The organism is Pseudomonas sp. G5(2012) (genome assembly GCF_000408945.1).
Lineage (GTDB): Bacteria > Pseudomonadota > Gammaproteobacteria > Pseudomonadales > Pseudomonadaceae > Aquipseudomonas > Aquipseudomonas umsongensis.
Genome location: NZ_APIO01000059.1, coordinates 1 through 21,701, shown reverse-complemented (window position 1 = coordinate 21,701; position 21,701 = coordinate 1). Strand labels below are relative to the sequence as shown.

Sequence of the window (21,701 nt, the reverse complement as noted above, 5' to 3'; positions counted from 1 at the left end):
TCGACGGTCTCAGTTCACAGCGGACGTCGCTTCGACATGACGCGGTAAGGTCACCCGGATACGGGTGCCGCGTTGGCTCTGAACATCAGCCGGGCTGTCGATGGTGATTTGTCCATAATGCTCTTCAACGATGGAATAGACCAGTGCAAGGCCCAGGCCGGTACCTTCACCCGGGTCCTTGGTGGTGAAGAAGGGTTCGAACAATCGATCCATGATGCTCGATGGAATGCCGCTGCCTTCGTCCTCCACGATCAAGTCGACCGTGTGTTCGCCGGCTTCGCTCTTGACCCGCACCGCGCTGCCGGGAGGCGAGGCGTCGCGGGCGTTTGAGAGCAGGTTGATCAATACCTGGGCGAGCCGCTGCGGATCGCCTTCGACCCAGTGGTCGGGATCGCACAGGTTATAGAACTGCACTTCGAAATTGCGCCGGTTCAGGGCCAGCAGGCCGATGGCGTCCTGGGCCACTTCCGCCAGACAGACGGGCTCGTCGCTGTGCTGGTGGCTGCCGGCATGGGCAAAGCTCATCAGCGACTGGACGATGCGCGAGACGCGCTTGGTCTGTTCGAGGATCTGCCCGCTGATTTCCTTGAGTTCGCCGTCTTCCTCGCGCTCTTCGCGCAGGTTCTGCGCCAGGCAGGCGATACCGGTGATCGGGTTGCCGATTTCGTGGGCCACGCCCGCGGCCAGGCGACCGATGCTGGCCAGGCGCTCGGAGTGCACCAGTTTGTCTTCGAGCATCTGGGTTTCGGTCAGGTCTTCCACCAGCAGCACCAGGCCACTGTTGCCCGGTGCGAGGGGTTCGTCGATCGCCGCTTTGTGCAGGTTCAGCCAGCGGGTCTGGCCGTCAAGGGCCAGGTGCTGTTTGTGCAAATGCTCATCCGGGACATTGATGAAGCCTTGCAGCAATTCTTTCCATGGATCGGCAATGGTGCTCAGGCGCGAACCGACCACGCGCTGCGCGGCGATGCCGGTCAACTCCTCCATGGCTTTGTTCCACATGAGGATTTCCTGGTCCTTGGCCAGCGAGCAGACGCCCATCGGCAATTCCTGCAGGGTCTGGCGGTGATAGCGGCGCAGGGCATCGAGTTCGGCGGCCAGGCCGGTCAGGCGCGAATGGTAATCCTCGAGGCGGCTTTCGATGAAGTGGATGTCCTCGGTGACATAGTTTTCGCCGCCGGCCTTGTAGGGCAGGAACGTCTCGACCATGTCCTGGGCCACGCTTGGCCCCATCAGGCCGGACAAATTGGCTTCGATCCGGTCGCGTAAGCGGCGCAAGGCGTACGGTCGACGCTCGTCGAAGGGCAGGTAGAGATCGCGCAGGGCTTGTTCGACTTCCTTCTGCGCAGCCTTGGCTCCCAGCGGTTTGGCCAGCTGAGTGGCGAATTCCTGGGGCGAGGCGGCGTGCAGCTCCCGGCGTTGCGGGCGGCGCACGTTGTCCACGGCACAGGCTTCGGCGGCGCTGGCCTCTTCAGTGCTGGCATTGGTGAACAGCGAAATCAGGGTGAACATCAGTACGTTGGCGGCCAGGGAGGCGATCGCAGCCATGTGCCAACTGGTGTCGTCGAGCACGTAGATCATGTTCAACAACGGTATGTAGAAGCCCTGCAGGTTGCCGACCAGCGGTAGCAACATGGTCACCAGCCACACCAGGATCCCCGCCAGCAGCCCGGCGATGAAGCCGCGACGGTTGGCGGTCGGCCAATACAGGACCGACAGCACGCCCGGCAGGAACTGCAGCGTGGCCACGAAGGCGACGATGCCGAGGTTGGCCAGGTCCTGCTCCGCACCCAGCAGCAGGTAGAAACCGTAGCCGGCCATGATGATGGCGACGATCAGGGCGCGACGGGTCCACTTCAACCAACGGTAGATGTTGCCTTCAGCCGGTGGCTGGTACAGCGGCAGCACCAGGTGGTTCAAGGCCATGCCCGACAGGGCCAGGGTGGTGACGATGATCAGGCCGCTGGCCGCAGACAGGCCGCCGACATAGGCCAGCAGTGCCAGGGCCTTGCTGTTGGCCGCGATGCCGATGCCCAGGGTGAAATATTCCGGGTTGGTGGTGGCGCCGAGTTTCAGGCCGGCCCAGAGAATCAGCGGCACTGCCAGGCTCATCAGCAGCAGGAACAGCGGCAAGCCCCAGCTCGCGCTGACCAGCGAGCGCGGATTGAGGTTTTCGGTGAAGGTCATGTGGTACATGTGCGGCATGACGATCGCCGAAGCGAAGAACACCAGCAACAGCGTGCGCCAAGGGCCTTCCTGCAGTGGCGTGTGCAGCGCGGCCAGGGCGGTCTGGTTTTGCAGCAGCCACAACTCCAGTTGTTGCGGGCCGTCGAATACGCCATACAGCGCATAGAGGCCGACGCCGCCGAGGGCGATCAGCTTGATCACCGACTCGAAGGCGATCGCGAACACCAGGCCTTCATGTTTTTCCCGGGTGGCGATGTGCCGGGAGCCGAAGAAAATCGTGAACAGCGTGATCAGTGCGCAGAAACTCAGCGCCACGCGATGCTGTACCGGCTCGCGGGTGAGGATGCCGATGGAGTCGGCGACTGCCTGGATCTGCAGCGCCAGCAGGGGCAATACCCCGACCAGCATGAAAATCGTGGTCAGCGCGCCGGCCCAGGTGCTGCGAAAGCGGAACGCGAACAGATCGGCCAGGGATGACAGCTGATAGGTTCGGGTGATCTTCAGGATTGGATACAGCAGCACCGGCGCCAGCAGAAACGCGCCGGAAACACCCAGGTAGCTGGACAGGAAGCCGTAGCCATACTGATAGGCCAGGCCCACGGTGCCATAAAATGCCCAGGCACTGGCGTAGACCCCCAGGGACAAGGTGTACGTCAGCGGGTGGCGAATGATCGCCCGCGGGATCATGCCCCGTTCGCTGACCCAGGCTACGCCGAACAGCACCGCCAGGTACGCGGCGCTGATCAGGATCATCTGGGTCAGGCTAAAGCTCATCGGCATCTTTTTGGCTCTGCAGGATGAAGGTCACGACGATCAGGATCAGCCAGAGCAGATAAGGGCGATACCAGGCGCCGGTGGCGTCGATCCACCAATCCATGATGGCCGGGGAAAACAGATAAATCCCCACTACCAGGAGCAGGACCAAGCGATAGATGTACATCCCGGCCTCTCTTTTTTATGCCCGTGCCCGAAAACGTGCGGCGATGGTAACGGATGGGCGCGCCACTGCAAGCACGATCACTGTAGCTGCGCCTCGGGCAGGCTCAGTGTGCGCGGGATCAACCGGGCATCCCAGTGGGCAATGCCCCAATCCAGCACTTCCCGTGGCTTGGCGTAGGCCAGTTCGGCACCGGGTTTTTGTCCCAGGGCGCGCAAGGCTCGCAACAACAACGGCGTAGCCTGATCTGCGGTGAGCGGCGGCGAACGGTAGGACTTGCCGAGTTTGTTGCCATCGGGCTGGGTGATCAGCGGGATGTGCAAGTAGCGCGGCTGGCGCAGGCCGAGAAGCTCCTGCAGGTAGAGCTGGCGCGGCGTGGAATCGAGCAGGTCGGCACCGCGCACGATGTCGGTGATGCCTTGCCAGGCATCGTCCAGCACCACCGCCAGTTGATAAGCATAGAGCCCGTCGCGCCGGCGAATCACGAAATCACCGACATCCCGGCCCAGATGCTGGTGAAACTCGCCTTGCACCCGATCAATGAAGTGGTAATCAAGTTCGGGGACGCGAATGCGAATGGCGGCATCTTCGGTGCCGTGTCCGGCATTGCGGCACAACCCCGGATAGATGCCGTGGTACGGCTCCAGTTGTTTGCGCGAGCAGGTACAGGCGTAGGCCAGGCCCTGGCTGAACAGGCGATCGAGCACTTGGGCATAGGCATCGTGACGGTCGCTCTGGCGCACCATCTGGCCATCCCACTCGAAACCATAGCTCTCCAGTGCCTTGAGGATTGCGGCCTGAGCGCCGGGCTCTTCGCGGGGCGGGTCGAGATCCTCCATGCGCATCAACCAGCGCCCACCCACCGAGCGCGCGTCGAGGTACGAGGCCAATGCAGCAACCAGCGAGCCGAAGTGCAGGTGACCACTGGGCGTGGGGGCGAAGCGGCCGATGTAGGTGGGGGAGGTGATGGCGGTCATGAATGCAATGTTACGTTGTCCGGTCGTGCGCAAGTCCCATGTGGGAGCGAGCCTGCTCGCGAAAGCTGAGTGTCAGCCTGCATCAATATTGGGCCTGGAAGCCCCTTCGCGAGCAGGCTCGCTCCCACAGGTTTCCTGTCGAAGCATACGTCAGAAACAAAAACGGAGCGTTCGCACGCTCCGTTCTTTACTCAAGTCGATATTACTTGCCGACTTGCTTTTCCTTGATTTCCGCCAGAGTCTTGCAGTCGATGCACAGGTCAGCGGTAGGGCGTGCTTCAAGACGCTTGACGCCGATCTCGATGCCGCAGGACTCACACCAGCCGTACTCTTCGTCTTCGATCAACTGAAGCGTCTTGTCGATCTTCTTGATCAACTTGCGCTCACGATCGCGGGCTCGAAGCTCGAGAGCGAACTCTTCTTCCTGGCTGGCACGGTCTGCCGGGTCAGGGAAGTTGGCCGCTTCGTCCTTCATGTGGTCCACAGTCTTGTCGACACCTTCCATCAGCTCTTTTTTCCACTGATTCAGAACCTTGGTGAAGTGTTTGCGCATGGGCTCGCCCATGTACTCTTCGCCAGCTTTCTGAACATAGGGCTCGAAGCCGCTGATCGCCTGATTCGCTTGTTGCTTTGCTTGGGTGGACATGAAATAGACCGCCTCTACTCTTGTAATCCATCTGCGCAGGATTGCTCCATCACCGGCACCTGCCGGCCCTGCGGCTGCAAGCGGGCGAACTTACCAGATCAAATCAGACCGCGCTACTCCCGGATGTCGAGGCCGCGGCCTGCGGCGCTTTCAAATGATGGCAAAGCGTTGCCTGGTGGCTCTGGAACCCTGCTCAATTAATGATTTTAGTCAAACCCCGGGCACTCGCTCAGTTCGTTTGTGCCTGGGTCATAAGGCCTCTGACCGCTTTAGGTTCTCGCTCGTTCCTGCGCTTGGGTAGAATTGGTTCTTTTCCCTGTTGAAGGAAGGCCAATGGCTCAGTCCTACAGTGCCCGCAGTCGCGCAATCGAACCTTTCCATGTCATGGCGTTGCTCGCGCGGGCCAATGAATTGCAGGCTGCAGGTCACGATGTGATCCACCTGGAAATCGGCGAACCGGACTTCACAACCGCCGAGCCGATCATCCGCGCCGGACAGGCGGCACTGGAGGGGGGCAAGACGCGTTACACCGCCGCGCGCGGAATCCCCGAGCTGCGCGAGGCTATTGCGGGCTTTTATCAGCAGCGTCATGGCTTGAACATCGACCCGCGACGCATCCTCATCACGCCCGGCGGTTCCGGTGCGTTGCTGCTGGCCAGTGCCTTGTTGGTCGATCCGGGCAAGCACTGGCTGCTCGCCGACCCGGGTTACCCGTGCAACCGGCACTTCCTGCGCCTGGTGGAAGGCGCCGCGCAGCTAGTCCCGGTGGGGCCGGACGTGCGTTATCAACTGACGCCGGATCTGATTGAGCGGCATTGGGACCAGGACAGTGTGGGCGCACTGGTGGCCTCACCGGCCAACCCGACCGGTACGATCCTCACCCGCGACGAGCTGGCGCAACTGTCCCAGGCCATCAAACAGCGCCACGGTCACCTGGTGGTGGACGAGATTTACCACGGCCTGACCTACGGCACCGATGCGGCCAGCGTGCTGGAAGTCGACGACAGCGCCTTTGTGCTGAATAGTTTTTCTAAATATTTCGGCATGACCGGCTGGCGTCTTGGCTGGCTGGTAGCGCCGGATGCGGCGGTGAGTGAGCTGGAAAAGCTCGCGCAAAACCTCTATATCAGCGCGCCTAGCATGGCCCAGCACGCGGCGTTGGCCTGTTTTGAACCGGCGACCATCGCGATCCTGGAAGAGCGTCGCGCCGAATTTGGTCGTCGTCGCGACTACCTGCTGCCTGCCTTGAGAGCGCTTGGTTTCGGTATCGCCGTCGAGCCGGAAGGCGCGTTCTACCTGTATGCCGATATCAGCAAGTTCGGCGGCGATGCCTTCGCGTTCTGCCGTCATTTCCTCGAAACCGAGCATGTCGCGATTACGCCCGGGCTGGACTTCGGCCGGTATCAGGCCGGGCATCATGTGCGGTTTGCCTACACCCAAAACCTTGAGCGCTTGCAGGAAGCGGTGGAGCGTATCGGGCGTGGCTTGCGGAGCTGGCAAGGCTGATGCGTTTTCATCCCCCACTCGAAGAAGGTCGGCTGATTCGCCGCTACAAGCGTTTTCTCGCCGATATCGAAACCGTCGATGGTGAGTTGCTGACTATTCATTGCCCTAACACGGGCTCGATGCTCAATTGTCAGGTCGAAGGCGGGCAGGTCTGGTTCAGTCGCTCCAATGACCCCAAGCGCAAGTTGCCCGGCACCTGGGAAGTCGGCGAAACCCCGCAAGGGCGCTTGTTCTGCGTGAATACCGGGCGGGCCAATGGCTTGATCGAAGAGGCGTTGCGAGCGGGGGTGATCACCGAGTTGAACGGCTTCACCGAGCTCAAGCGCGAAGTCGCTTACGGTCAGGAAAGCAGTCGCATCGATTTCCGCCTCGAGTACCCGAGCGGGCACGCGTACGTGGAAGTAAAAAGTGTCACCCTGGGCTATGAAGGCACGGCTGTGGCGGCGTTCCCCGATGCGGTGACCCAGCGCGGGGCCAAGCATTTGCGGGAGTTGGCCCATCTGGCTCGGGACGGGATTCGTGCGGTGCAATTGTATTGCGTCAATCTCAGCGGCATCGAAGCGGTGCGTCCGGCGCAAGAAATCGATTCAGCCTACGCACAGGCCTTGCGTGAGGCCGTGGCGTGCGGGGTTGAAGTGTTGGCCTACGGTGTTCGCCTGACCCATGAGGAGATGGTGGTGGACCGGCGTCTTGAAGTATTGCTCGGCGGTTAGAGGCTGACCCAGATGCCTTGTGCGTCTTCGCGACAATCGACACGGGTCAGCGATTGTCCTGCGCAAGGGCCGGCGACACATTCGCCGTCCTCGATCAGGAACAGGGCGCCATGGGTGGCGCACTGGATCAGGCTGTTACTGGGGTCGAGGAATTGGTCAGGGGTCCATTCGAGTCCGACGCCACGGTGCGGGCAGCGATTGATGTAGACGTAGACCTGGCCACCCCGGCGTACGGCGAACAACTTCTGGCCGTCGAGGTTGAAACCGCGGCTGCTGGCGTCGGCCAGTTCAATGCCGGTACACAGAAATTTCATGCTGATCCTCAGGTCGCAAGCACTGACCAAATAGCTGAGTTGCCCAATGCAAACCCGTTTCAGATGCTCAGGATACTGGCTGCAGCGTTGCGCGACTTTCCCGCGGGCAAAAAAAGACCCGGCAAGAGCCGGGTCAAATAACCGTGATTAGCCTGATGAGGAGATAATCTGAGAGTCCGAACCAAGGGCTTTTCAGAATATCGACCAGTCTCGCGACCAGTTGTGATAATCATATCGATTCTCATTACCAAGTCAACAGGTGATTTCCATTTACCTGATTCCTGTCGCACGATGGTTCCAAGTCCTTGTATTCACTGAGCTCTGCCTGTCGTTTTCAGTGCACTCAACTGTGTAACCTGTTTATTCAGCAGGTCGATACGCCGGGCCATGCTCTCTATCAGGCTGTTGGCAATCTTCGGATTGCTCTGGGTAAGGCTCAAGAACTGATCCTTGGGAATGCGCATGAGGGTGCAGGGTTCACTGGTGATGACCGTTGCGTTGCGTTTCTCCCCGGTAAACACGGCCATGGCGCCGAAAATCTCATCCTTGGGCACGTCGCCCACCTTCACCCCATCGACAAACGCTTCGGCATGGCCGTCGATGATCACGAACACATGGTCCGCCTCATCGCCCTGATGGATCAGGATTTCGCCGCTGGCAACTCGCTGGAAGCCGTTGGTGGCGCGAAACTCCGGTTGCTTGAGGCGCGCCACGGCATCGGACAGCAGGGCGGTCTGGCCCGCCATGTACTGCAGGAACAGCTCCGAGCGGGTCGGGTCGGCATAGATGTGCTGGAACACCTGCGATCGAAGGTAGGGTGTCAGCGCCAGGGGCGTCTTGCTGCACAAGCGACAGCGCGGCAATCCCGCGTCCTGGCGCAGGCCGATCAGATCGCCATGCTGCAGGTAGAACAGTGCGCGATCGTCGATGCATCCATGCAGCCGGCCGTCATCCAGCATGAACAGTTGATCGGCGGGCAAAACGGCGGCCAGGTCGTCGATGGCGGAAAATTCGACGGCGGGCCCGCTCGGTGTCAAACCCTGCAACAGCCGGGCGGGAATGTTCTGCAGGCGAGTGATCAGTGTTTCGGCGTAGGCCGGTTGTTCCCCAAGTAAGTACATGGCGAGCGGTACTCGTTCAATTCTTGTGGCGTGACGAGATGGCTTCGAGTTGTTTGTTCAAGGCTTCCTTGCGTTCGGCGGGGATGTCATTCCAGTGCACGTCCATCAAGGCGCCTTCGATCGCGTACAACAACACCTTGGACGCCCGGAACCCGCGCGTGCGCACGGCTCGATAAGCATCCACCGCCCCCAGGCGACGCAAGTCCGAGGCGCTGTGGATGCCCACGGCATGCAGCCATTGCGCCGACGTCTTGCCAAGATTCTTCAGGTGTTGCAGTTCATCATTCATCAAGCCTCCTTGCGATGGCCGAATGGTGCATGGGCAAGCTTCTGAGGAGTGTAGCCATCAGTAGGAAAAGCGTGATTGTTTGCTCGTTTTTGACGCAAAAGCTTCTAAGAGGCCGCTGGCTGTGATGCTGCCAAAAGCAAGGAAAAGGTGAGAAAAGCGATCAATTTGCCAAGTTTTCAGGCAATACTGCCCAAAATTCAGCGCAATGTCAGGGCGCTGGACTTGTCAATTCAGACTGGCGGTCAGCGGGTGCGATAACGCAGGCGCGTACCGAAGTTCATCGACATCAGGATTTCGTCCGCGCTCAGCTCCACTGGGAAATAGGCGCCGGAAATCTGTGCGTGGGCCAGGCTCGCACCTTCGAGCGAAGCGTTGCGAAAATCGATGCCGCGCAGATCGGCGGAGCGAAAATAGGCGTCGGTGAAGTCGATGCCCTCGGCGTTGAGTTCGCGCAGGTCGAGGCCGCGGAAATCACCACCGATCATGTCGATAGGACCCTGTTTGGGGCGCTCTTTGTTAAAACCGGTGATGTCGTCTTTATGCAGCAAGGCATACAGCGGGGAGTCGAGCAGTTTCGGCTGGCTCATGTCACGTCACCTGTTGGATTTATGACGCCAGTATAGTGCCACTGTTTGAAGGCCGTGAAGCCGGATCAGGCTTCACGGCTCAAATGCTCCTTACAGGCCGGGCAGGCGCTGGCGAATCTGTTCTACGACTGTGTCGAGGGTTCCGCTTTCGTTGGTCTGCACGCGTTTGCTGCAGAGGATTTCTGCGGGCGTCAATGCTTCACGACTGGCTTGCTGGGCTTCGATTACGGCCAGGGTGGCGTCGGACGGATCCTTTTTGTCTGCCTGGCGCAGGGCCAGCCAACTCTCGATCACTGCTTGGGGTGCATTGCAGTCAAGGATCAGGAACGGCGCGCCGGTCGCTTCGGCCACTTTCGCCGCCTTGTCGCGCTCTTCATGCTTGAGGTAGGTGGCATCGACCACCACCGGGAACCCGGCGTGCAGGATCAGCCCGGCAATTTCATGCAAACGCTGGTAGGTCGCGACACTGGCATCGGCACTATAAATGCCGGCTTGCAGGTCATTGGCGACGGTTTGCTCGCCGAACAGGCGTTTGCGTTCGACATCGGAGCGCAGGCGAATCGCCCCCAGTGCTTCGACCAGGCGCATGGCCACGTGGCTTTTGCCAACGGCGGAAACGCCGTGGGTGATGGCCATGAAGGGGGACGGGATGGTGCTGTAGCTTTCCGCCAGGTTGGCGTAGTTGCGGTATTGGCGCAGTGTCGTGGCGCGCTGCACCGCAGTGGCCTCGGCCGGCATGCTGAACAGAGTAACCTTGGCGCGCACCAGCGCCCGGTAGGCTTTATAGAAGTTCAGCAGTTCCAGGCCACGGTAATCGCCGGTCAGCTCCAGGTATTGGCTGATGAATCGACGTGCCAGGCACTTCAGGCCGCGGTCTTCCAGGTCCATCGCCAGGAAGGCGGTGTCGGCGTACACGTCGGTGAAGCGGAACGGTTCGTTGAACTCGATGCAGTCGAAGATCACCACGCGGCCGTCGATCACGGTAGCGTTGCCCAAATGGATGTCGCCGTGGCATTCGCGAATGAAGCCCTCGGCCTTGCGTTGGGCAAACAGTGGCTTGAGACGCTCGAAGCTGCTTTCAGCCCAGGCCAGCAGGGCGTCCAGTTGCAGCAGGTCGGCCTTGTCGCTGAGGAAGGGGCGAATTTGCTCGAAGTTCTGCCGTACAGGGGCCATGACGCTGTCTGCGGTCCCGGCTTCGTGTTCTGCCGGCACTCGCGGTGCGTCCAGATGGAAGCGGGCAATCTGTTCAGCCATCTGGTCGATGTGCGCCGGTGTCAGTTCGCCATTGGCTTGCAGAGTGCTGAGCAATCCGTCCTGATCAAACTGGCGCATTTTCAGCGCGTACTCGATGGCTGGACCCTCGCCGCCCAGTTGCGGTGCTTCGGCGCTACCGGTGATCGGTAACACTTCGAGATAAAGATCCTGGGTCAGGCGCTGGTTCAGGCGCAGCTCTTCTGCGCAGAAGTGCTTCCGAGCCTCGAGGGTGGTGAAGTCGAGGAAGCCGAAGTTCATCGGCTTCTTCACTTTATAAGCAAAGGGGCCGGTAAGCACGACCCAGGAAATGTGGGTCTCGATGACCTTGAAACCATCTACAGGATGCGGGTAGAGGGCCGGGTTTTGCAGGGCGGCGATCAGGGACTGGCTCACAGGCGATCCTTAAGAGTCGGAAAAAATTCAGGTCGTCATTATGGCGTCTAGCCAGCCTAACGCAAACTCGCGGGCCTCCTGTTGACTATGAATAAAGTGCGTATAATCCGCCGCCATGACTCGTACTCGATCCCCCCGTACCCCAAAGAATCCCCCCTCCAGAGGCCTGCGGCCCTGGCTTGGCTGGGCCCTTAAACTCAGCCTGGTCGGCCTTGTGGTGCTGGCCGGGTTCGCCGTTTACCTCGATGCCATCGTGCAGGAGAAGTTCTCCGGTAAGCGCTGGATGATTCCGGCCAAGGTCTACGCACGTCCGCTCGAGCTGTTCGTCGGACAAAAGTTGAGCAGGGACGATTTTCTCACCGAGCTCGATGCCTTGGGTTATCGCCGTGAAAGCGTGGCCAACGGTCCGGGCGCGGCTTCCGTCAACGGCAATACCGTCGATCTGAATACCCGTGGCTTCCAGTTCTATGAAGGCATGGAGCAAGCGCAACCGGTGCGTGTGCGCTTCTCGGGCGACTACGTGGCCGAGCTGTCGGCGGCCAAGGGTTCGAAACTGTCGGTGGTGCGTCTGGAACCGCTGCTGATCGGTGGCCTGTACCCGAAAAACCTCGAAGACCGGATCCTGATCAAGATCGATCAGGTGCCGCCGTATTTGCTCGAGACCCTGGTCGCGGTCGAGGACCGTGATTTCTATCACCACTTTGGTGTCTCGCCGAAGTCGATTGCCCGGGCGATCTGGGTCAACGGCTCGTCGGGTCGCATGCGTCAGGGGGGAAGTACCCTGACCCAGCAGCTGGTCAAGAACTTCTACCTGACCAACGAGCGCAGCCTGACCCGCAAACTGACCGAAGCCATGATGGCGTTGCTGTTGGAACTGCACTACGACAAGCGTGAGATCCTTGAGGCTTACCTCAACGAAGTGTTTATCGGTCAGGACGGTCAACGCGCGGTGCACGGTTTCGGCCTGGCCAGCCAGTTCTTCTTCAGTCAGCCTCTGGCCGAGCTCAAGCTGCATCAGGTGGCCTTGCTGGTCGGCATGGTCAAGGGGCCGTCCTCCTACAACCCGCGCCGGTATCCGGAGCGTGCACTTGAGCGGCGTAACCTGGTGCTCGATGTGCTGCAGGAGCAGGGTGTCGCCACGGCGGAGCAAGTCGAAGCGGCGAAAAAAATGCCGTTGGGCGTGACCAAGCGCGGCAGTCTGGCGGACAGCTCGTTCCCTGGCTTCCTTGACCTGGTCAAGCGCCAGCTGCGTGAAGACTACCGCGACGAAGACTTGACCGAGGAGGGGCTGCGGATCTTCACCAGCTTCGATCCGATCCTGCAGATGAAGGCCGAAGCGTCGGTCAACGACACGTTCAAGCGCCTGTCCGGTCGCAAGGGCTCGGATGAGGTCGAGGCGGCGATGGTGGTGACCAATCCGGAAACCGGCGAGGTGCAGGCCATGATCGGCAGTCGCCAGGCCAGCTTTGCCGGTTTCAACCGGGCGCTGGACGCGGTGCGGCCGATCGGCTCGTTGATCAAGCCGGCGGTTTACCTGACGGCGCTGGAAAAACCGAGCCAGTACACATTGACCAGTTGGCTGTCGGACGACTACTTCTCGGTCAAGGGCGCCGACGGCCAGGTCTGGAAACCGCAGAACTATGATCGCCGTTCCCACGGCACGGTTTTCCTTTACCAAGGGCTGGCGCACTCCTACAACTTGTCGACCGCACGCCTGGGCCTGGCCGTGGGTGTGCCGAATGTCCTCAAGACTCTTGGGCGCCTGGGTGTCAGTCGCGAGTTTCCGGCCTTCCCGTCGATGTTGCTGGGCGCTGGCGGCATGACCCCGATCGAAGTGGCGACCATGTACCAGACGCTCGCCAATGGCGGTTTCAATACGCCGATGCGCGGGATCCGTAGCGTCCTGACGGCGGAAGGCGAGCCGCTCAAGCGTTATCCGTTCCAGATCCAGCAGCGTTTCGACCCCGCGTCGATCTACCTGATCCAGAGCGCCATGCAGCGCGTGATGCGTGAAGGTACCGGCAGCTCGGTCTACAACGTGTTGCCAAAGACCTTGACCCTGGCCGGCAAGACCGGCACCAGTAACGACTCGCGAGACAGTTGGTTCGCAGGTTTCAGTCAGGACTTGCTGGCGGTGGTCTGGTTGGGACGCGACGACAACGGCAAGACACCGTTCACGGGTGCCACCGGTGCGTTGCAGGTCTGGACCAGCTTCATGCGCAAGGCCGACCCGTTGCCGCTGGACATGCCGCAGCCGGATAATATCGTTCAGGCCTGGGTCGATTCGCGAACCGGCCAAGGCTCCGACGCCGGTTGCCCCGGCGCCGTGCAGATGCCGTATATTCGCGGCAGCGAACCGCCTCCCGGTCCCGCTTGTGGTGGCGAAAGCCCGATCAACGGTGAAACGGTGATGGATTGGGTCAAGGGCTGGATGAATTAAGCAAAGAGGGTTTCAAGTGAACAAGTGGTTGATTCCAGCGATTACCGCCGTGGCTTTGCTCAGCGGTTGTTCTTCGGTACAGCGCGGCTCGATTCCGGTGGTGGACTCCGGCACCAAGGTCTCCAATAGCGAGCGCGTATCGGCGAACGGCGGCTACCGTCAGACGACGGTAAAGCGTCCTGTGCAACCCCAGGCCCAGGAGATTCCACAAGGCGATACTGGTGTTGTCGTGATGGTGCCGGGTGGTGGTGCGGTGACGTCGGCACCGATCAGCACGACTCCGATTACTCCGGGACCAATAACCCCGGGCCCGATTACGCCCGGGCCGATCGATACGTCGCCGGTTCAGTCCGCACCGGTCAATCAAGGCAGCTACAGCATGCCCTCGACACCGAGCGGGATTCCGTCGGCCACTTCCGGTGGCTTGTCCGCCGACGAGCAACTGGACGGGCCGGTGCTGGCATTATTAACCACCGCTCAGCAGCAACAGGCCGGCGGCGATCTCAATGGCGCTTCTTCCAGCCTCGAGCGCGCCCAGCGTGTCGCCCCGCGTGAGCCGCAAGTGCTCTATCGCCTGGCGCAGGTGCGCATGGCCCAAGGTGATGCGCCGCAGGCCGAGCAATTTGCTCGCCGTGGCCTGACCTTCGCCAACGGGCGTCCGGCACTGCAGGCCAGCCTTTGGGAGCTGATTGCCCAAGCGCGCGAGAAGCAGGGTGATTCGGCGGGCGCCGCTTTGGCTCGCCAGAAAGCCAAGGTTACTTCGTGATGGATGTACGGTTTCCGAAGATTGCCGATCAACTGCTGCTGATCGAACGCGAATTGCGGGTGCAAGGGTGGTGGGACGAGGTCGCGCCATCCGCTGAAGCGCTGTCCAGCGTCGAGCCGTTTTCAGTTGATACGCTGGACTTCGAGCAGTGGCTGCAATGGATCTTCCTGCCGCGCATGAAAGCAATCCTGGAGCAGGATCTGCCCTTGCCGAATGCATCGGGGATTCAGGAGATGGCTGAAATGGTCTTCGCCCAGCGCAATGTCCAGGGCAAGGATCGGCAGCTGCAGGCTTTGCTCAAAGAGTTCGATCAACTGATCACCGCCTCGCGCTGAGCTGCGATCCCCTGTAGGAGCTGTCGAGTGCAACGAGGCTGCGATCTTTTGATCTTGCTTTCAAAAAAAGATCGCAGCCTCGTTGCACTCGACAGCTCCTACGGGCTCCTACATGCAGTTATCCGCAATCTGCATTTGCGTTTCATCGATGCGCTCCTGACGCTGGGAGTCGTCAATACGCCGCATCTGGCCATCCACTTGCTCTCTCAAGCGCGGATTATTCTGTAGCTGCGCCAGGTTGGTTCGTGCCTGTTCGCAGAAGACCTTCAGCTGGTTCTGTTGCTCGCTCACCTGCTTCTTCACCGATTTGTCGATGGCTTGTTGGTCGCCAATTGCACCGTTGCGGGCGCCAGTGCCCGACCTGCCAGGCTGTGAGGCGGGCGTAACGATGGTAGTGGCAGGCTGATCCCGAGGCGGTTGAGCATCGAAATGGGTAACGCCCTGGGCGTCGACCCACTGGTAAATCTGCGCGGCCATGCACATCGGGCTAAGGGCGAGCATCAGGCCGGCGATGAGGAAGTGCGTACGCATGCCAATTCCTTGTCAAAAGTTGCGCAATTGAAGCTAACACGCAGGGGGTTTACAGGTTTTTTCTTGCGTTCTCATGTGGTTAGTAGAATAAAGCTCATAGACGACTTGACTTGCAAGGGACGAAACAGAAGAATCCAAAGTCCGCTGTAGAGGGACTGCCAGAAGCAGACCCACTCAGCAGATCATGAGGCGCACATCCGCGCCGACCTGTTACACCCGCAACGCGTTACCTCGCGCTGGGTGGGAAAGGCCCGCAACACTTGGGACGATCCCAATACTTGCTCAGTCAGTGCTGACGTAGTCGGCGACCACCGTCGCTCATGCTCTGCTGGGAAGTAAACCTATTAAGACCCGTCCCCCTTTTCGTGGACGGTATTCTGGCGTTTTAGAGGTGAACAACGTGGAGCTTTTATCTGGCGGTGAGATGCTCGTCCGCTTTTTGCGCGACGAAGGCGTCAAGTATATCTACGGGTACCCGGGTGGTGCTCTTCTTCATGTCTATGATGCCTTGTTCAAAGAACCGGAAGTGACTCACATCCTGGTTCGTCACGAGCAGGCCGCGACCCATATGGCTGACGGCTACGCCCGTGCCACCGGTAAAGCCGGCGTGGTACTGGTGACCTCCGGCCCGGGCGCGACCAACGCCATCACCGGTATCGCCACGGCCTACATGGACTCCATTCCGATGGTGGTGATTTCTGGCCAGGTGCCTAGCACCATGGTCGGTACCGACGCCTTCCAGGAAACCGACATGATCGGTATCTCCCGGCCGATCGTGAAACACAGCTTCATGATCAAGCATGCGTCGGAAATCCCGGAAGTCATGAAGAAGGCGTTCTACCTGGCGCAATCCGGTCGTCCTGGTCCGGTCGTTGTCGACATTCCGAAAGACATGACCAACCCGGCCGAGAAGTTCGAATACGTCTTCCCGAAAAAAGCCAAGCTGCGCTCCTACAGCCCGGCCGTTCGCGGCCACTCGGGGCAAATCCGCAAGGCGGCAGAAATGCTCCTGGCGGCCAAGCGGCCTGTGCTGTATTCGGGCGGTGGCGTCATCCTGGGTGGTGGTTCCGCGCCGCTCACCGAGTTGGCGAAGATGCTCAACCTGCCAGTGACCAACACCCTGATGGGCCTGGGCGGTTACCCTGGTACCGACCGTCAGTTCATCGGCATGCTGGGTATGCACGGCAGCTACACCGCCAACCTGGCGATGCACCATGCTGACGTGATCCTGGCCGTCGGCGCACGCTTCGACGACCGCGTCATCAACGGTGCATCGAAGTTCTGCCCGAACGCCAAGATCATCCACATCGACATCGACCCGGCATCGATCTCCAAGACCATCAAGGCCGATGTGCCTATCGTGGGTCCGGTCGAGAGCGTCCTGACCGAAATGGTCGCGATCCTCAAGGAAATCGGCGAGACCCCGAACAAGGAGTCCGTGGCCAGCTGGTGGAAGCAGATCGACGAGTGGCGCGGTGACCGCGGCCTGTTCCCTTATGACAAGGGCGACGGCAGTGTCATCAAGCCGCAGGCGGTGATTGAAACCCTGTGCGAAGTGACCAAGGGCGATGCCTTTGTAGCCTCCGACGTGGGTCAGCACCAGATGTTCGCGGCGCAGTACTACAAGTTCAACAAGCCGAACCGCTGGATCAACTCCGGTGGCCTGGGCACGATGGGCTTCGGTTTCCCTGCGGCCATGGGTATCAAGTTGAGCTTTCCGGATGATGACGTCGCCTGCGTAACGGGCGAGGGCAGCATCCAGATGAACATTCAGGAATTGTCGACCTGCCTGCAATACGGTTTGCCGGTCAAGATCGTCATCCTGAACAACGGTGTACTGGGCATGGTTCGCCAATGGCAGGACATGAGCTACGGCAGCCGTCACTCTCATTCCTACATGGAATCGCTGCCTGATTTCGTCAAGCTGGCGGAGGCCTATGGCCACGTTGGCGTGCGCATCACTGATTCGAAAGATTTGAAGTCGAAGATGGAAGAGGCGTTCGCCATGAAAGATCGCCTGGTGGTAATCGATATTTCGGTCGACACCAGCGAGCACGTCTATCCGATGCAGATCAAAGACGGCTCCATGCGCGATATGTGGCTGAGCAAGACGGAGCGTACTTAATCATGCGGCACATTATTTCCTTGCTTCTGGAAAACGAACCTGGCGCTTTGTCTCGTGTTGTCGGCCTGTTCTCGCAGCGCAACTACAACATCGAAAGCCTGACCGTGGCCCCCACCGAAGACCCGACCCTGTCGCGTCTGACGCTGACCACTGTCGGGCACGATGAAGTCATCGAGCAGATCACCAAGAACCTGAACAAGCTGATCGAAGTGGTCAAATTGGTCGACCTGTCGGAAAGTGCTCACATCGAGCGCGAACTGATGCTGGTCAAGGTCAAGGCCACCGGCGCCCAGCGCGCCGAGATCAAGCGCACCACCGATATTTACCGTGGACAGATCGTCGATGTCAGTGCCAGCGTATATACCGTTCAATTGACCGGTACCAGCGACAAGCTCGACAGCTTCATCCAGTCCATTGGCACCGCCTCGATCCTGGAGACCGTCCGCAGTGGCGTCACCGGTATTGCCCGCGGCGACAAAGTACTCAGCATCTAAACCAAATTAGCGAATGGCCTGAACGGCCTGATATAGGGGAAATTCATGAAAGTTTTCTACGATAAAGACTGCGACCTGTCGATCATCCAGGGCAAGAAAGTTGCCATCATCGGTTACGGCTCCCAAGGCCACGCTCAAGCGTGCAACCTGAAAGATTCCGGCGTTGACGTGACTGTTGGCCTGCGCAAAGGCTCGGCCACTGTTGCCAAGGCTGAAGCCCACGGCCTGAAAGTGACTGACGTTGCTTCCGCTGTTGCTGCTGCCGACCTGGTCATGATCCTGACCCCGGACGAGTTCCAGTCTTCCCTGTACAAGAACGAAATCGAGCCGAACATCAAGAAAGGCGCCACCCTGGCCTTCTCCCACGGTTTCGCGATCCACTACAACCAGGTTGTGCCGCGCGCTGACCTCGACGTGATCATGATCGCGCCGAAGGCACCAGGTCATACCGTACGTTCCGAGTTCGTCAAAGGCGGCGGTATCCCTGACCTGATCGCGATCTACCAGGACGCATCCGGCAACGCTAAAAACGTAGCACTGTCCTACGCTGCTGGCGTGGGTGGCGGTCGTACCGGCATCATCGAAACCACCTTCAAGGACGAGACTGAAACCGACCTGTTCGGCGAACAAGCCGTTCTGTGCGGCGGTACCGTTGAACTGGTAAAAGCTGGTTTCGAAACCCTGGTTGAAGCTGGCTACGCGCCGGAAATGGCCTACTTCGAATGCCTGCACGAACTGAAGCTGATCGTGGACCTCATGTACGAAGGCGGTATCGCCAACATGAACTACTCGATCTCCAACAACGCCGAGTACGGCGAGTACGTGACTGGCCCGGAAGTGATCAACGCCGAATCCCGTCAGGCCATGCGCAACGCCCTGAAACGCATTCAGGACGGCGAATACGCCAAGATGTTCATCAGCGAAGGCGCTACCGGCTATCCTTCGATGACCGCCAAGCGTCGTAATAACGCCGCGCACGGTATCGAAGTCATCGGCGAGCAACTGCGCTCCATGATGCCTTGGATCGGTGCCAACAAGATCGTCGACAAAGCCAAGAACTAAGTCGATTACTTGTACGAAAAACGCGGCTTAGGCCGCGTTTTTTCGTTTGGGTGATCGGTTCTGGTATAAAGCTGCATCGTTTGCGGTCGAACCGTCGTCCCAGACACCTGTCGAAACTTTCCACCCCGTTGCAAGGTAATGTCCATGAGCGAACGTCCCGAAGAGCCAAAGCAGGCTTCTGACGCCGAAAGCCTTCTGCCCATCGATGAGCACATCGAAGAAGGGCATGACGCTGACGGCCGTAAAGTCCGGCATCGTGGTATCTATCTTCTGCCGAATCTGTTCACCACTGCGAATCTCTTCGCAGGGTTCTATTCCATCATCAACTCGATGAGCGCCCAGAGTGCCTTGAGTGCCGGCGATTCGATTGGTGCGAGCAAGTATTTTGCGTTCGCCGCCATCGCGATTTTCGTGGCGATGGTGCTCGACGGCCTTGACGGCCGCGTTGCCCGCATGACCAATACCCAGAGCGCCTTTGGCGCCGAGTACGACTCGCTGTCGGACATGGTCGCCTTTGGCGTGGCACCGGCGTTGCTCGCCTTCGGCTGGGCGCTTGGTGACATGGGCAAGGTCGGCTGGATGGTCGCCTTCATCTATGTCGCGGGTGCGGCGTTGCGCCTGGCACGGTTCAACACCCAGGTCGGTACTGCCGACAAGCGTTATTTCATCGGTCTCGCCAGCCCGGCTGCGGCGGGAGTCGTAGCCGGTATTGTCTGGGCGTTCAGTGATTACGGCATCCAGGGTTCCAAGATGTCCTTCCTGGTTGCGCTGATGGTGGCGGCGGCTGGCATGCTGATGGTCAGCAACATCAAGTACAACAGCTTCAAGGAGCTGGACCTGAAAGGGCGCGTTCCGTTTGTGGCGATCCTTGCTGTGGTGTTGGTGTTTGCCGTCGTATTCAGTGATCCGCCGCGCATCCTGCTCCTGGTGTTCCTCGCCTACGCCGCATCTGGTCCAGTCCAATACCTGTTACATCTTCGTCGGCGTAAAAGCGCCGAGTGATGTAATTTCCCTCATACTCCGCAGTCTGTTGGTGCGCCTGTTCTCCAATGCTGCGGAGTAGCCATGCTGATCAAAGTCCCAAAAGCGTCCGACTGCCATGAGTCGGACGTCACGCCTGAATCTCTCTATCTTTCTCGACGCAATGTATTGGGTGCTGCCGTAACCGGATTGGCGGTGAGCAGTCTGCCGCGGTGGGCGGTGGCCGATGAAGCGGCGCGATACCCGGGTGTCGAGCCTGGCAAGGCACCCTCCTGGTTTGGCGAAAAGCTTCCCTCGATTCGATGGGGTGCCGTCAGCGTGAAGGATGAGGCGATCACACCGTTCAAGGACGCGACGCATTACAACAACTTCTATGAGTTCGGCACTGACAAGGGTGACCCGGCTGCCAACGCCGGTGCGCTGAAAACCGAACCCTGGAGCGTGGTCGTGGACGGGGAGGTGGGTAAGCCTGGGCGGTATGCTCTGGAAGACTTCATGAAGCCTTATCAGTTGGAAGAGCGCATTTACCGTTTGCGCTGCGTTGAGGCGTGGTCGATGGTGATTCCATGGATCGGCTTCCCCATTTCGGCGCTGCTTGGCCAGGTAGAGCCCACGTCAAGCGCCAAATTCATACGCTTCGAAACCCTGCAGGATCCAAAGAGCATGCCTGGACAGCGGTCCGGGTTCGCCTTGATCGACTGGCCTTATGTAGAAGGGCTGCGATTGGATGAAGCCATGAACCCGCTGGCAATACTGGCGGTGGGGATGTACGGGCGTGAGTTGCCGAACCAGAACGGGGCGCCTTTGCGTTTGGTCGTGCCATGGAAGTACGGGTTTAAAAGCATCAAGTCCATCGTGCGGATAAGCCTGGTGAGCGAACAGCCTAAAACCACTTGGCAGAGTATTGCCGCGGATGAATACGGTTTCTACGCGAACGTGAATCCTACGGTTGACCACCCGCGCTGGACCCAGGCTCGCGAGCGCCGACTGCCGAGCGGCCTGTTCAAGCCCAATGTGCGTGACACGCTGATATTCAACGGTTATGCGGATGAAGTCGCTTCTTTATATGCAGGGCTCGATTTGCGGAAGAATTATTGATGCGATATCCGCTCTGGCGTACAGCGGTTTTCATTTGTGCAATGGTGTGGCCGCTGCTTTGGTTGTACCAGGCCTGGCAGGATGCGCTGGGGCCTGATCCCGGCAAGGTGCTGGTTGATCGGTTGGGGTTAGGGGCGCTTGTGCTGTTGCTCATCACGCTCAGTATGACGCCGCTGCAAAAGCTCACGGGTTGGGCGGTGTGGATAGCGGTCCGGCGGCAATTGGGATTGTGGTGTTTCGCTTACGTGGTTCTGCACTTGAGCGCCTACCTGGCGTTCATCCTTGGATTTGACTGGTCGCAGCTAGGTGTCGAATTGCGCAAGCGACCGTACATCATTGTCGGGGCATTGGGTTTTTTGTGTTTGCTGTCGTTGGCTTGCACGTCCAATCGATACAGCCAACGACGTATGGGAGTTCTTTGGAAGAAGCTGCATCGCTTGGCTTATCTGGTTCTCGTGCTCGGATTGCTGCATATGCTCTGGATCGTGCGCGCCGATGTTAAGGAGTGGTCGATCTATGCATCTATAGGCGCATTGCTGTTAGTGCTCAGGCTACCGCCGCTGGCTCGTCGAATCCCGCGCCTGATCGCTAAAAAGGGTACTTCTGCCAAAAAGGCGTAATTAGTGGTTGACGGCAGATTCTGGAAGCCTATAATTCGCCCCACTTCCGGCGCAGTCGAAACGGAAAACTCCTTGGTAAACAATGAGTTACGAAGTTTTCGGCAGCAGGTTGCTTCAGTTCATCGAAGCGCCAAGGACGTTGAAAAAGAGGTGTTGACAGCAGCGTGTAACGCTGTAGAATTCGCCTCCCGCTGATGAGAGATCTGAAGCGCAAGTGGTTGAAGTTGTTAAGGATTCCTTGAAAGCTTCTGAAAAATATCACTTGACAGCAAATGAGGCTGCTGTAGAATGCGCGCCTCGGTTGAGACGAAAGATCTTAACCAACCGC

The 21,701-nt window shown here is 59.4% G+C and carries 21 protein-coding genes; 11 read left to right on the top strand and 10 right to left on the bottom strand.

Annotated elements, in window-relative coordinates:
* Positions 1-9: 9 nt before the first annotated feature.
* The 4 genes from PG5_RS18215 to dksA form a co-directional block, all read right to left on the bottom strand.
* Complete coding sequence (locus PG5_RS18215) at positions 10-2,964, bottom strand: sensor histidine kinase (protein WP_162276369.1); 2,955 nt, start codon at positions 2,962-2,964, stop codon at positions 10-12.
* The gene (locus PG5_RS34225; protein WP_003176118.1) at positions 2,948-3,124 is read right to left on the bottom strand and encodes a hypothetical protein; all 177 of its coding nucleotides are present in this window, start codon (positions 3,122-3,124) and stop codon (positions 2,948-2,950) included. Before PG5_RS34225 ends, PG5_RS18215 begins: the two co-directional genes overlap by 17 nt.
* Positions 3,125-3,201: 77 nt before the next feature.
* Positions 3,202-4,098, bottom strand: a complete 897-nt coding sequence (gluQRS, locus tag PG5_RS18205) for a tRNA glutamyl-Q(34) synthetase GluQRS (RefSeq protein WP_020798589.1) — start codon at positions 4,096-4,098, stop codon at positions 3,202-3,204.
* A 202-nt stretch (positions 4,099-4,300) separates the two neighbouring features.
* Positions 4,301-4,744 (bottom strand): RNA polymerase-binding protein DksA, encoded by a 444-nt coding sequence (gene dksA / locus PG5_RS18200; RefSeq protein ID WP_008058386.1) that lies wholly within the window; start codon positions 4,742-4,744, stop codon positions 4,301-4,303.
* A 333-nt stretch (positions 4,745-5,077) separates the two neighbouring features.
* On the opposite strand from dksA, the gene PG5_RS18195 reads away from it, so the two are divergent.
* The gene (locus tag PG5_RS18195; RefSeq protein ID WP_020798588.1) at positions 5,078-6,250 is read left to right on the top strand and encodes a pyridoxal phosphate-dependent aminotransferase; all 1,173 of its coding nucleotides are present in this window, start codon (positions 5,078-5,080) and stop codon (positions 6,248-6,250) included.
* Positions 6,250-6,963: a DNA/RNA nuclease SfsA gene (gene sfsA / locus PG5_RS18190; RefSeq protein WP_020798587.1), complete on the top strand. Its 714-nt coding sequence runs from the start codon at positions 6,250-6,252 to the stop codon at positions 6,961-6,963. Before PG5_RS18195 ends, sfsA begins: the two co-directional genes overlap by 1 nt.
* On the opposite strand, the gene PG5_RS18185 is transcribed toward sfsA, so the two are convergent.
* The 5 genes from PG5_RS18185 to PG5_RS18165 form a co-directional block, all read right to left on the bottom strand.
* Positions 6,960-7,277, bottom strand: coding sequence for a Rieske 2Fe-2S domain-containing protein (locus PG5_RS18185; protein ID WP_020798586.1), 318 nt, complete (start codon positions 7,275-7,277; stop codon positions 6,960-6,962). The genes sfsA and PG5_RS18185 overlap by 4 nt on opposite strands.
* A 311-nt stretch (positions 7,278-7,588) precedes the next feature.
* Positions 7,589-8,398, bottom strand: a complete 810-nt coding sequence (locus PG5_RS18180; protein ID WP_020798585.1) for a Crp/Fnr family transcriptional regulator — start codon at positions 8,396-8,398, stop codon at positions 7,589-7,591.
* A 16-nt stretch (positions 8,399-8,414) separates the two neighbouring features.
* Positions 8,415-8,687 carry a TfoX/Sxy family protein gene (locus PG5_RS18175; protein WP_007971093.1) on the bottom strand — a complete coding sequence of 91 codons (273 nt, stop codon included), beginning with the start codon at positions 8,685-8,687 and terminating at the stop codon, positions 8,415-8,417.
* 242 nt (positions 8,688-8,929) lie between these two features.
* Positions 8,930-9,274 (bottom strand): pentapeptide repeat-containing protein, encoded by a 345-nt coding sequence (locus PG5_RS18170; protein WP_020798584.1) that lies wholly within the window; start codon positions 9,272-9,274, stop codon positions 8,930-8,932.
* 90 nt (positions 9,275-9,364) lie between these two features.
* Positions 9,365-10,921 carry a bifunctional aminoglycoside phosphotransferase/ATP-binding protein gene (locus PG5_RS18165; protein ID WP_020798583.1) on the bottom strand — a complete coding sequence of 519 codons (1,557 nt, stop codon included), beginning with the start codon at positions 10,919-10,921 and terminating at the stop codon, positions 9,365-9,367.
* Between the two features lie 115 nt (positions 10,922-11,036).
* Here PG5_RS18165 and mrcB point away from each other — a divergent pair, with 115 nt between their 5' ends.
* The 3 genes from mrcB to PG5_RS18150 are packed head-to-tail and all read left to right on the top strand — an operon-like array spanning position 11,037 to position 14,462.
* Entirely contained in the window at positions 11,037-13,361 is a 2,325-nt protein-coding gene (mrcB, locus tag PG5_RS18160) for a penicillin-binding protein 1B (RefSeq protein WP_033044039.1), read from the top strand.
* Between the two features lie 16 nt (positions 13,362-13,377).
* Positions 13,378-14,127, top strand: a complete 750-nt coding sequence (locus tag PG5_RS18155) for a M48 family metallopeptidase (protein WP_020798581.1) — start codon at positions 13,378-13,380, stop codon at positions 14,125-14,127.
* Positions 14,127-14,462, top strand: a complete 336-nt coding sequence (locus tag PG5_RS18150; protein WP_020798580.1) for a YqcC family protein — start codon at positions 14,127-14,129, stop codon at positions 14,460-14,462. Before PG5_RS18155 ends, PG5_RS18150 begins: the two co-directional genes overlap by 1 nt.
* 108 nt (positions 14,463-14,570) lie before the next feature.
* Here PG5_RS18150 and PG5_RS18145 read toward each other — a convergent pair whose 3' ends face one another.
* Positions 14,571-14,993 (bottom strand): DUF4124 domain-containing protein, encoded by a 423-nt coding sequence (locus PG5_RS18145; protein ID WP_020798579.1) that lies wholly within the window; start codon positions 14,991-14,993, stop codon positions 14,571-14,573.
* 400 nt (positions 14,994-15,393) lie between these two features.
* On the opposite strand from PG5_RS18145, the gene PG5_RS18140 reads away from it, so the two are divergent.
* The 6 genes from PG5_RS18140 to msrQ all read left to right on the top strand — a co-directional run bounded on the left by PG5_RS18140 (position 15,394) and on the right by msrQ (position 21,373).
* Positions 15,394-17,118, top strand: coding sequence for an acetolactate synthase 3 large subunit (locus PG5_RS18140; protein WP_020798578.1), 1,725 nt, complete (start codon positions 15,394-15,396; stop codon positions 17,116-17,118).
* 2 nt (positions 17,119-17,120) lie between these two features.
* Positions 17,121-17,612: an acetolactate synthase small subunit gene (gene ilvN, locus PG5_RS18135; RefSeq protein ID WP_003176102.1), complete on the top strand. Its 492-nt coding sequence runs from the start codon at positions 17,121-17,123 to the stop codon at positions 17,610-17,612.
* Positions 17,613-17,657: 45 nt separating this feature from the next.
* Positions 17,658-18,674 (top strand): ketol-acid reductoisomerase, encoded by a 1,017-nt coding sequence (gene ilvC, locus PG5_RS18130; protein WP_007909969.1) that lies wholly within the window; start codon positions 17,658-17,660, stop codon positions 18,672-18,674.
* A 144-nt stretch (positions 18,675-18,818) separates the two neighbouring features.
* On the top strand, positions 18,819-19,676 hold the full coding sequence (gene pssA / locus PG5_RS18125) for a CDP-diacylglycerol--serine O-phosphatidyltransferase (RefSeq protein ID WP_020798577.1): 858 nt from the start codon (positions 18,819-18,821) through the stop codon (positions 19,674-19,676).
* Between the two features lie 63 nt (positions 19,677-19,739).
* Positions 19,740-20,753 carry a protein-methionine-sulfoxide reductase catalytic subunit MsrP gene (gene msrP / locus PG5_RS18120; RefSeq protein WP_020798576.1) on the top strand — a complete coding sequence of 338 codons (1,014 nt, stop codon included), beginning with the start codon at positions 19,740-19,742 and terminating at the stop codon, positions 20,751-20,753.
* Positions 20,753-21,373, top strand: a complete 621-nt coding sequence (msrQ, locus tag PG5_RS18115) for a protein-methionine-sulfoxide reductase heme-binding subunit MsrQ (protein ID WP_042955491.1) — start codon at positions 20,753-20,755, stop codon at positions 21,371-21,373. The genes msrP and msrQ overlap by 1 nt, the downstream gene beginning before the upstream one ends.
* Positions 21,374-21,701: the final 328 nt, after the last annotated feature.

Excerpts from the sequence above, each read along its gene's own strand:
- PG5_RS18215 (WP_162276369.1), bottom strand. The coding sequence starts at position 2,964 with ATGCCGATGAGCTTTAGCCTGACCCAGATGATCCTGATCAGCGCCGCG.
- PG5_RS34225 (WP_003176118.1), bottom strand. The coding sequence starts at position 3,124 with ATGTACATCTATCGCTTGGTCCTGCTCCTGGTAGTGGGGATTTATCTG.
- gluQRS (WP_020798589.1), bottom strand. The coding sequence starts at position 4,098 with ATGACCGCCATCACCTCCCCCACCTACATCGGCCGCTTCGCCCCCACG.
- dksA (WP_008058386.1), bottom strand. The coding sequence starts at position 4,744 with ATGTCCACCCAAGCAAAGCAACAAGCGAATCAGGCGATCAGCGGCTTC.
- PG5_RS18195 (WP_020798588.1), top strand. The coding sequence starts at position 5,078 with ATGGCTCAGTCCTACAGTGCCCGCAGTCGCGCAATCGAACCTTTCCAT.
- sfsA (WP_020798587.1), top strand. The coding sequence starts at position 6,250 with ATGCGTTTTCATCCCCCACTCGAAGAAGGTCGGCTGATTCGCCGCTAC.
- PG5_RS18185 (WP_020798586.1), bottom strand. The coding sequence starts at position 7,277 with ATGAAATTTCTGTGTACCGGCATTGAACTGGCCGACGCCAGCAGCCGC.
- PG5_RS18180 (WP_020798585.1), bottom strand. The coding sequence starts at position 8,398 with ATGTACTTACTTGGGGAACAACCGGCCTACGCCGAAACACTGATCACT.
- PG5_RS18175 (WP_007971093.1), bottom strand. The coding sequence starts at position 8,687 with ATGAATGATGAACTGCAACACCTGAAGAATCTTGGCAAGACGTCGGCG.
- PG5_RS18170 (WP_020798584.1), bottom strand. The coding sequence starts at position 9,274 with ATGAGCCAGCCGAAACTGCTCGACTCCCCGCTGTATGCCTTGCTGCAT.
- mrcB (WP_033044039.1), top strand. The coding sequence starts at position 11,037 with ATGACTCGTACTCGATCCCCCCGTACCCCAAAGAATCCCCCCTCCAGA.
- PG5_RS18150 (WP_020798580.1), top strand. The coding sequence starts at position 14,127 with ATGGATGTACGGTTTCCGAAGATTGCCGATCAACTGCTGCTGATCGAA.
- PG5_RS18145 (WP_020798579.1), bottom strand. The coding sequence starts at position 14,993 with ATGCGTACGCACTTCCTCATCGCCGGCCTGATGCTCGCCCTTAGCCCG.
- ilvN (WP_003176102.1), top strand. The coding sequence starts at position 17,121 with ATGCGGCACATTATTTCCTTGCTTCTGGAAAACGAACCTGGCGCTTTG.
- ilvC (WP_007909969.1), top strand. The coding sequence starts at position 17,658 with ATGAAAGTTTTCTACGATAAAGACTGCGACCTGTCGATCATCCAGGGC.
- pssA (WP_020798577.1), top strand. The coding sequence starts at position 18,819 with ATGAGCGAACGTCCCGAAGAGCCAAAGCAGGCTTCTGACGCCGAAAGC.
- msrP (WP_020798576.1), top strand. The coding sequence starts at position 19,740 with ATGCTGATCAAAGTCCCAAAAGCGTCCGACTGCCATGAGTCGGACGTC.
- msrQ (WP_042955491.1), top strand. The coding sequence starts at position 20,753 with ATGCGATATCCGCTCTGGCGTACAGCGGTTTTCATTTGTGCAATGGTG.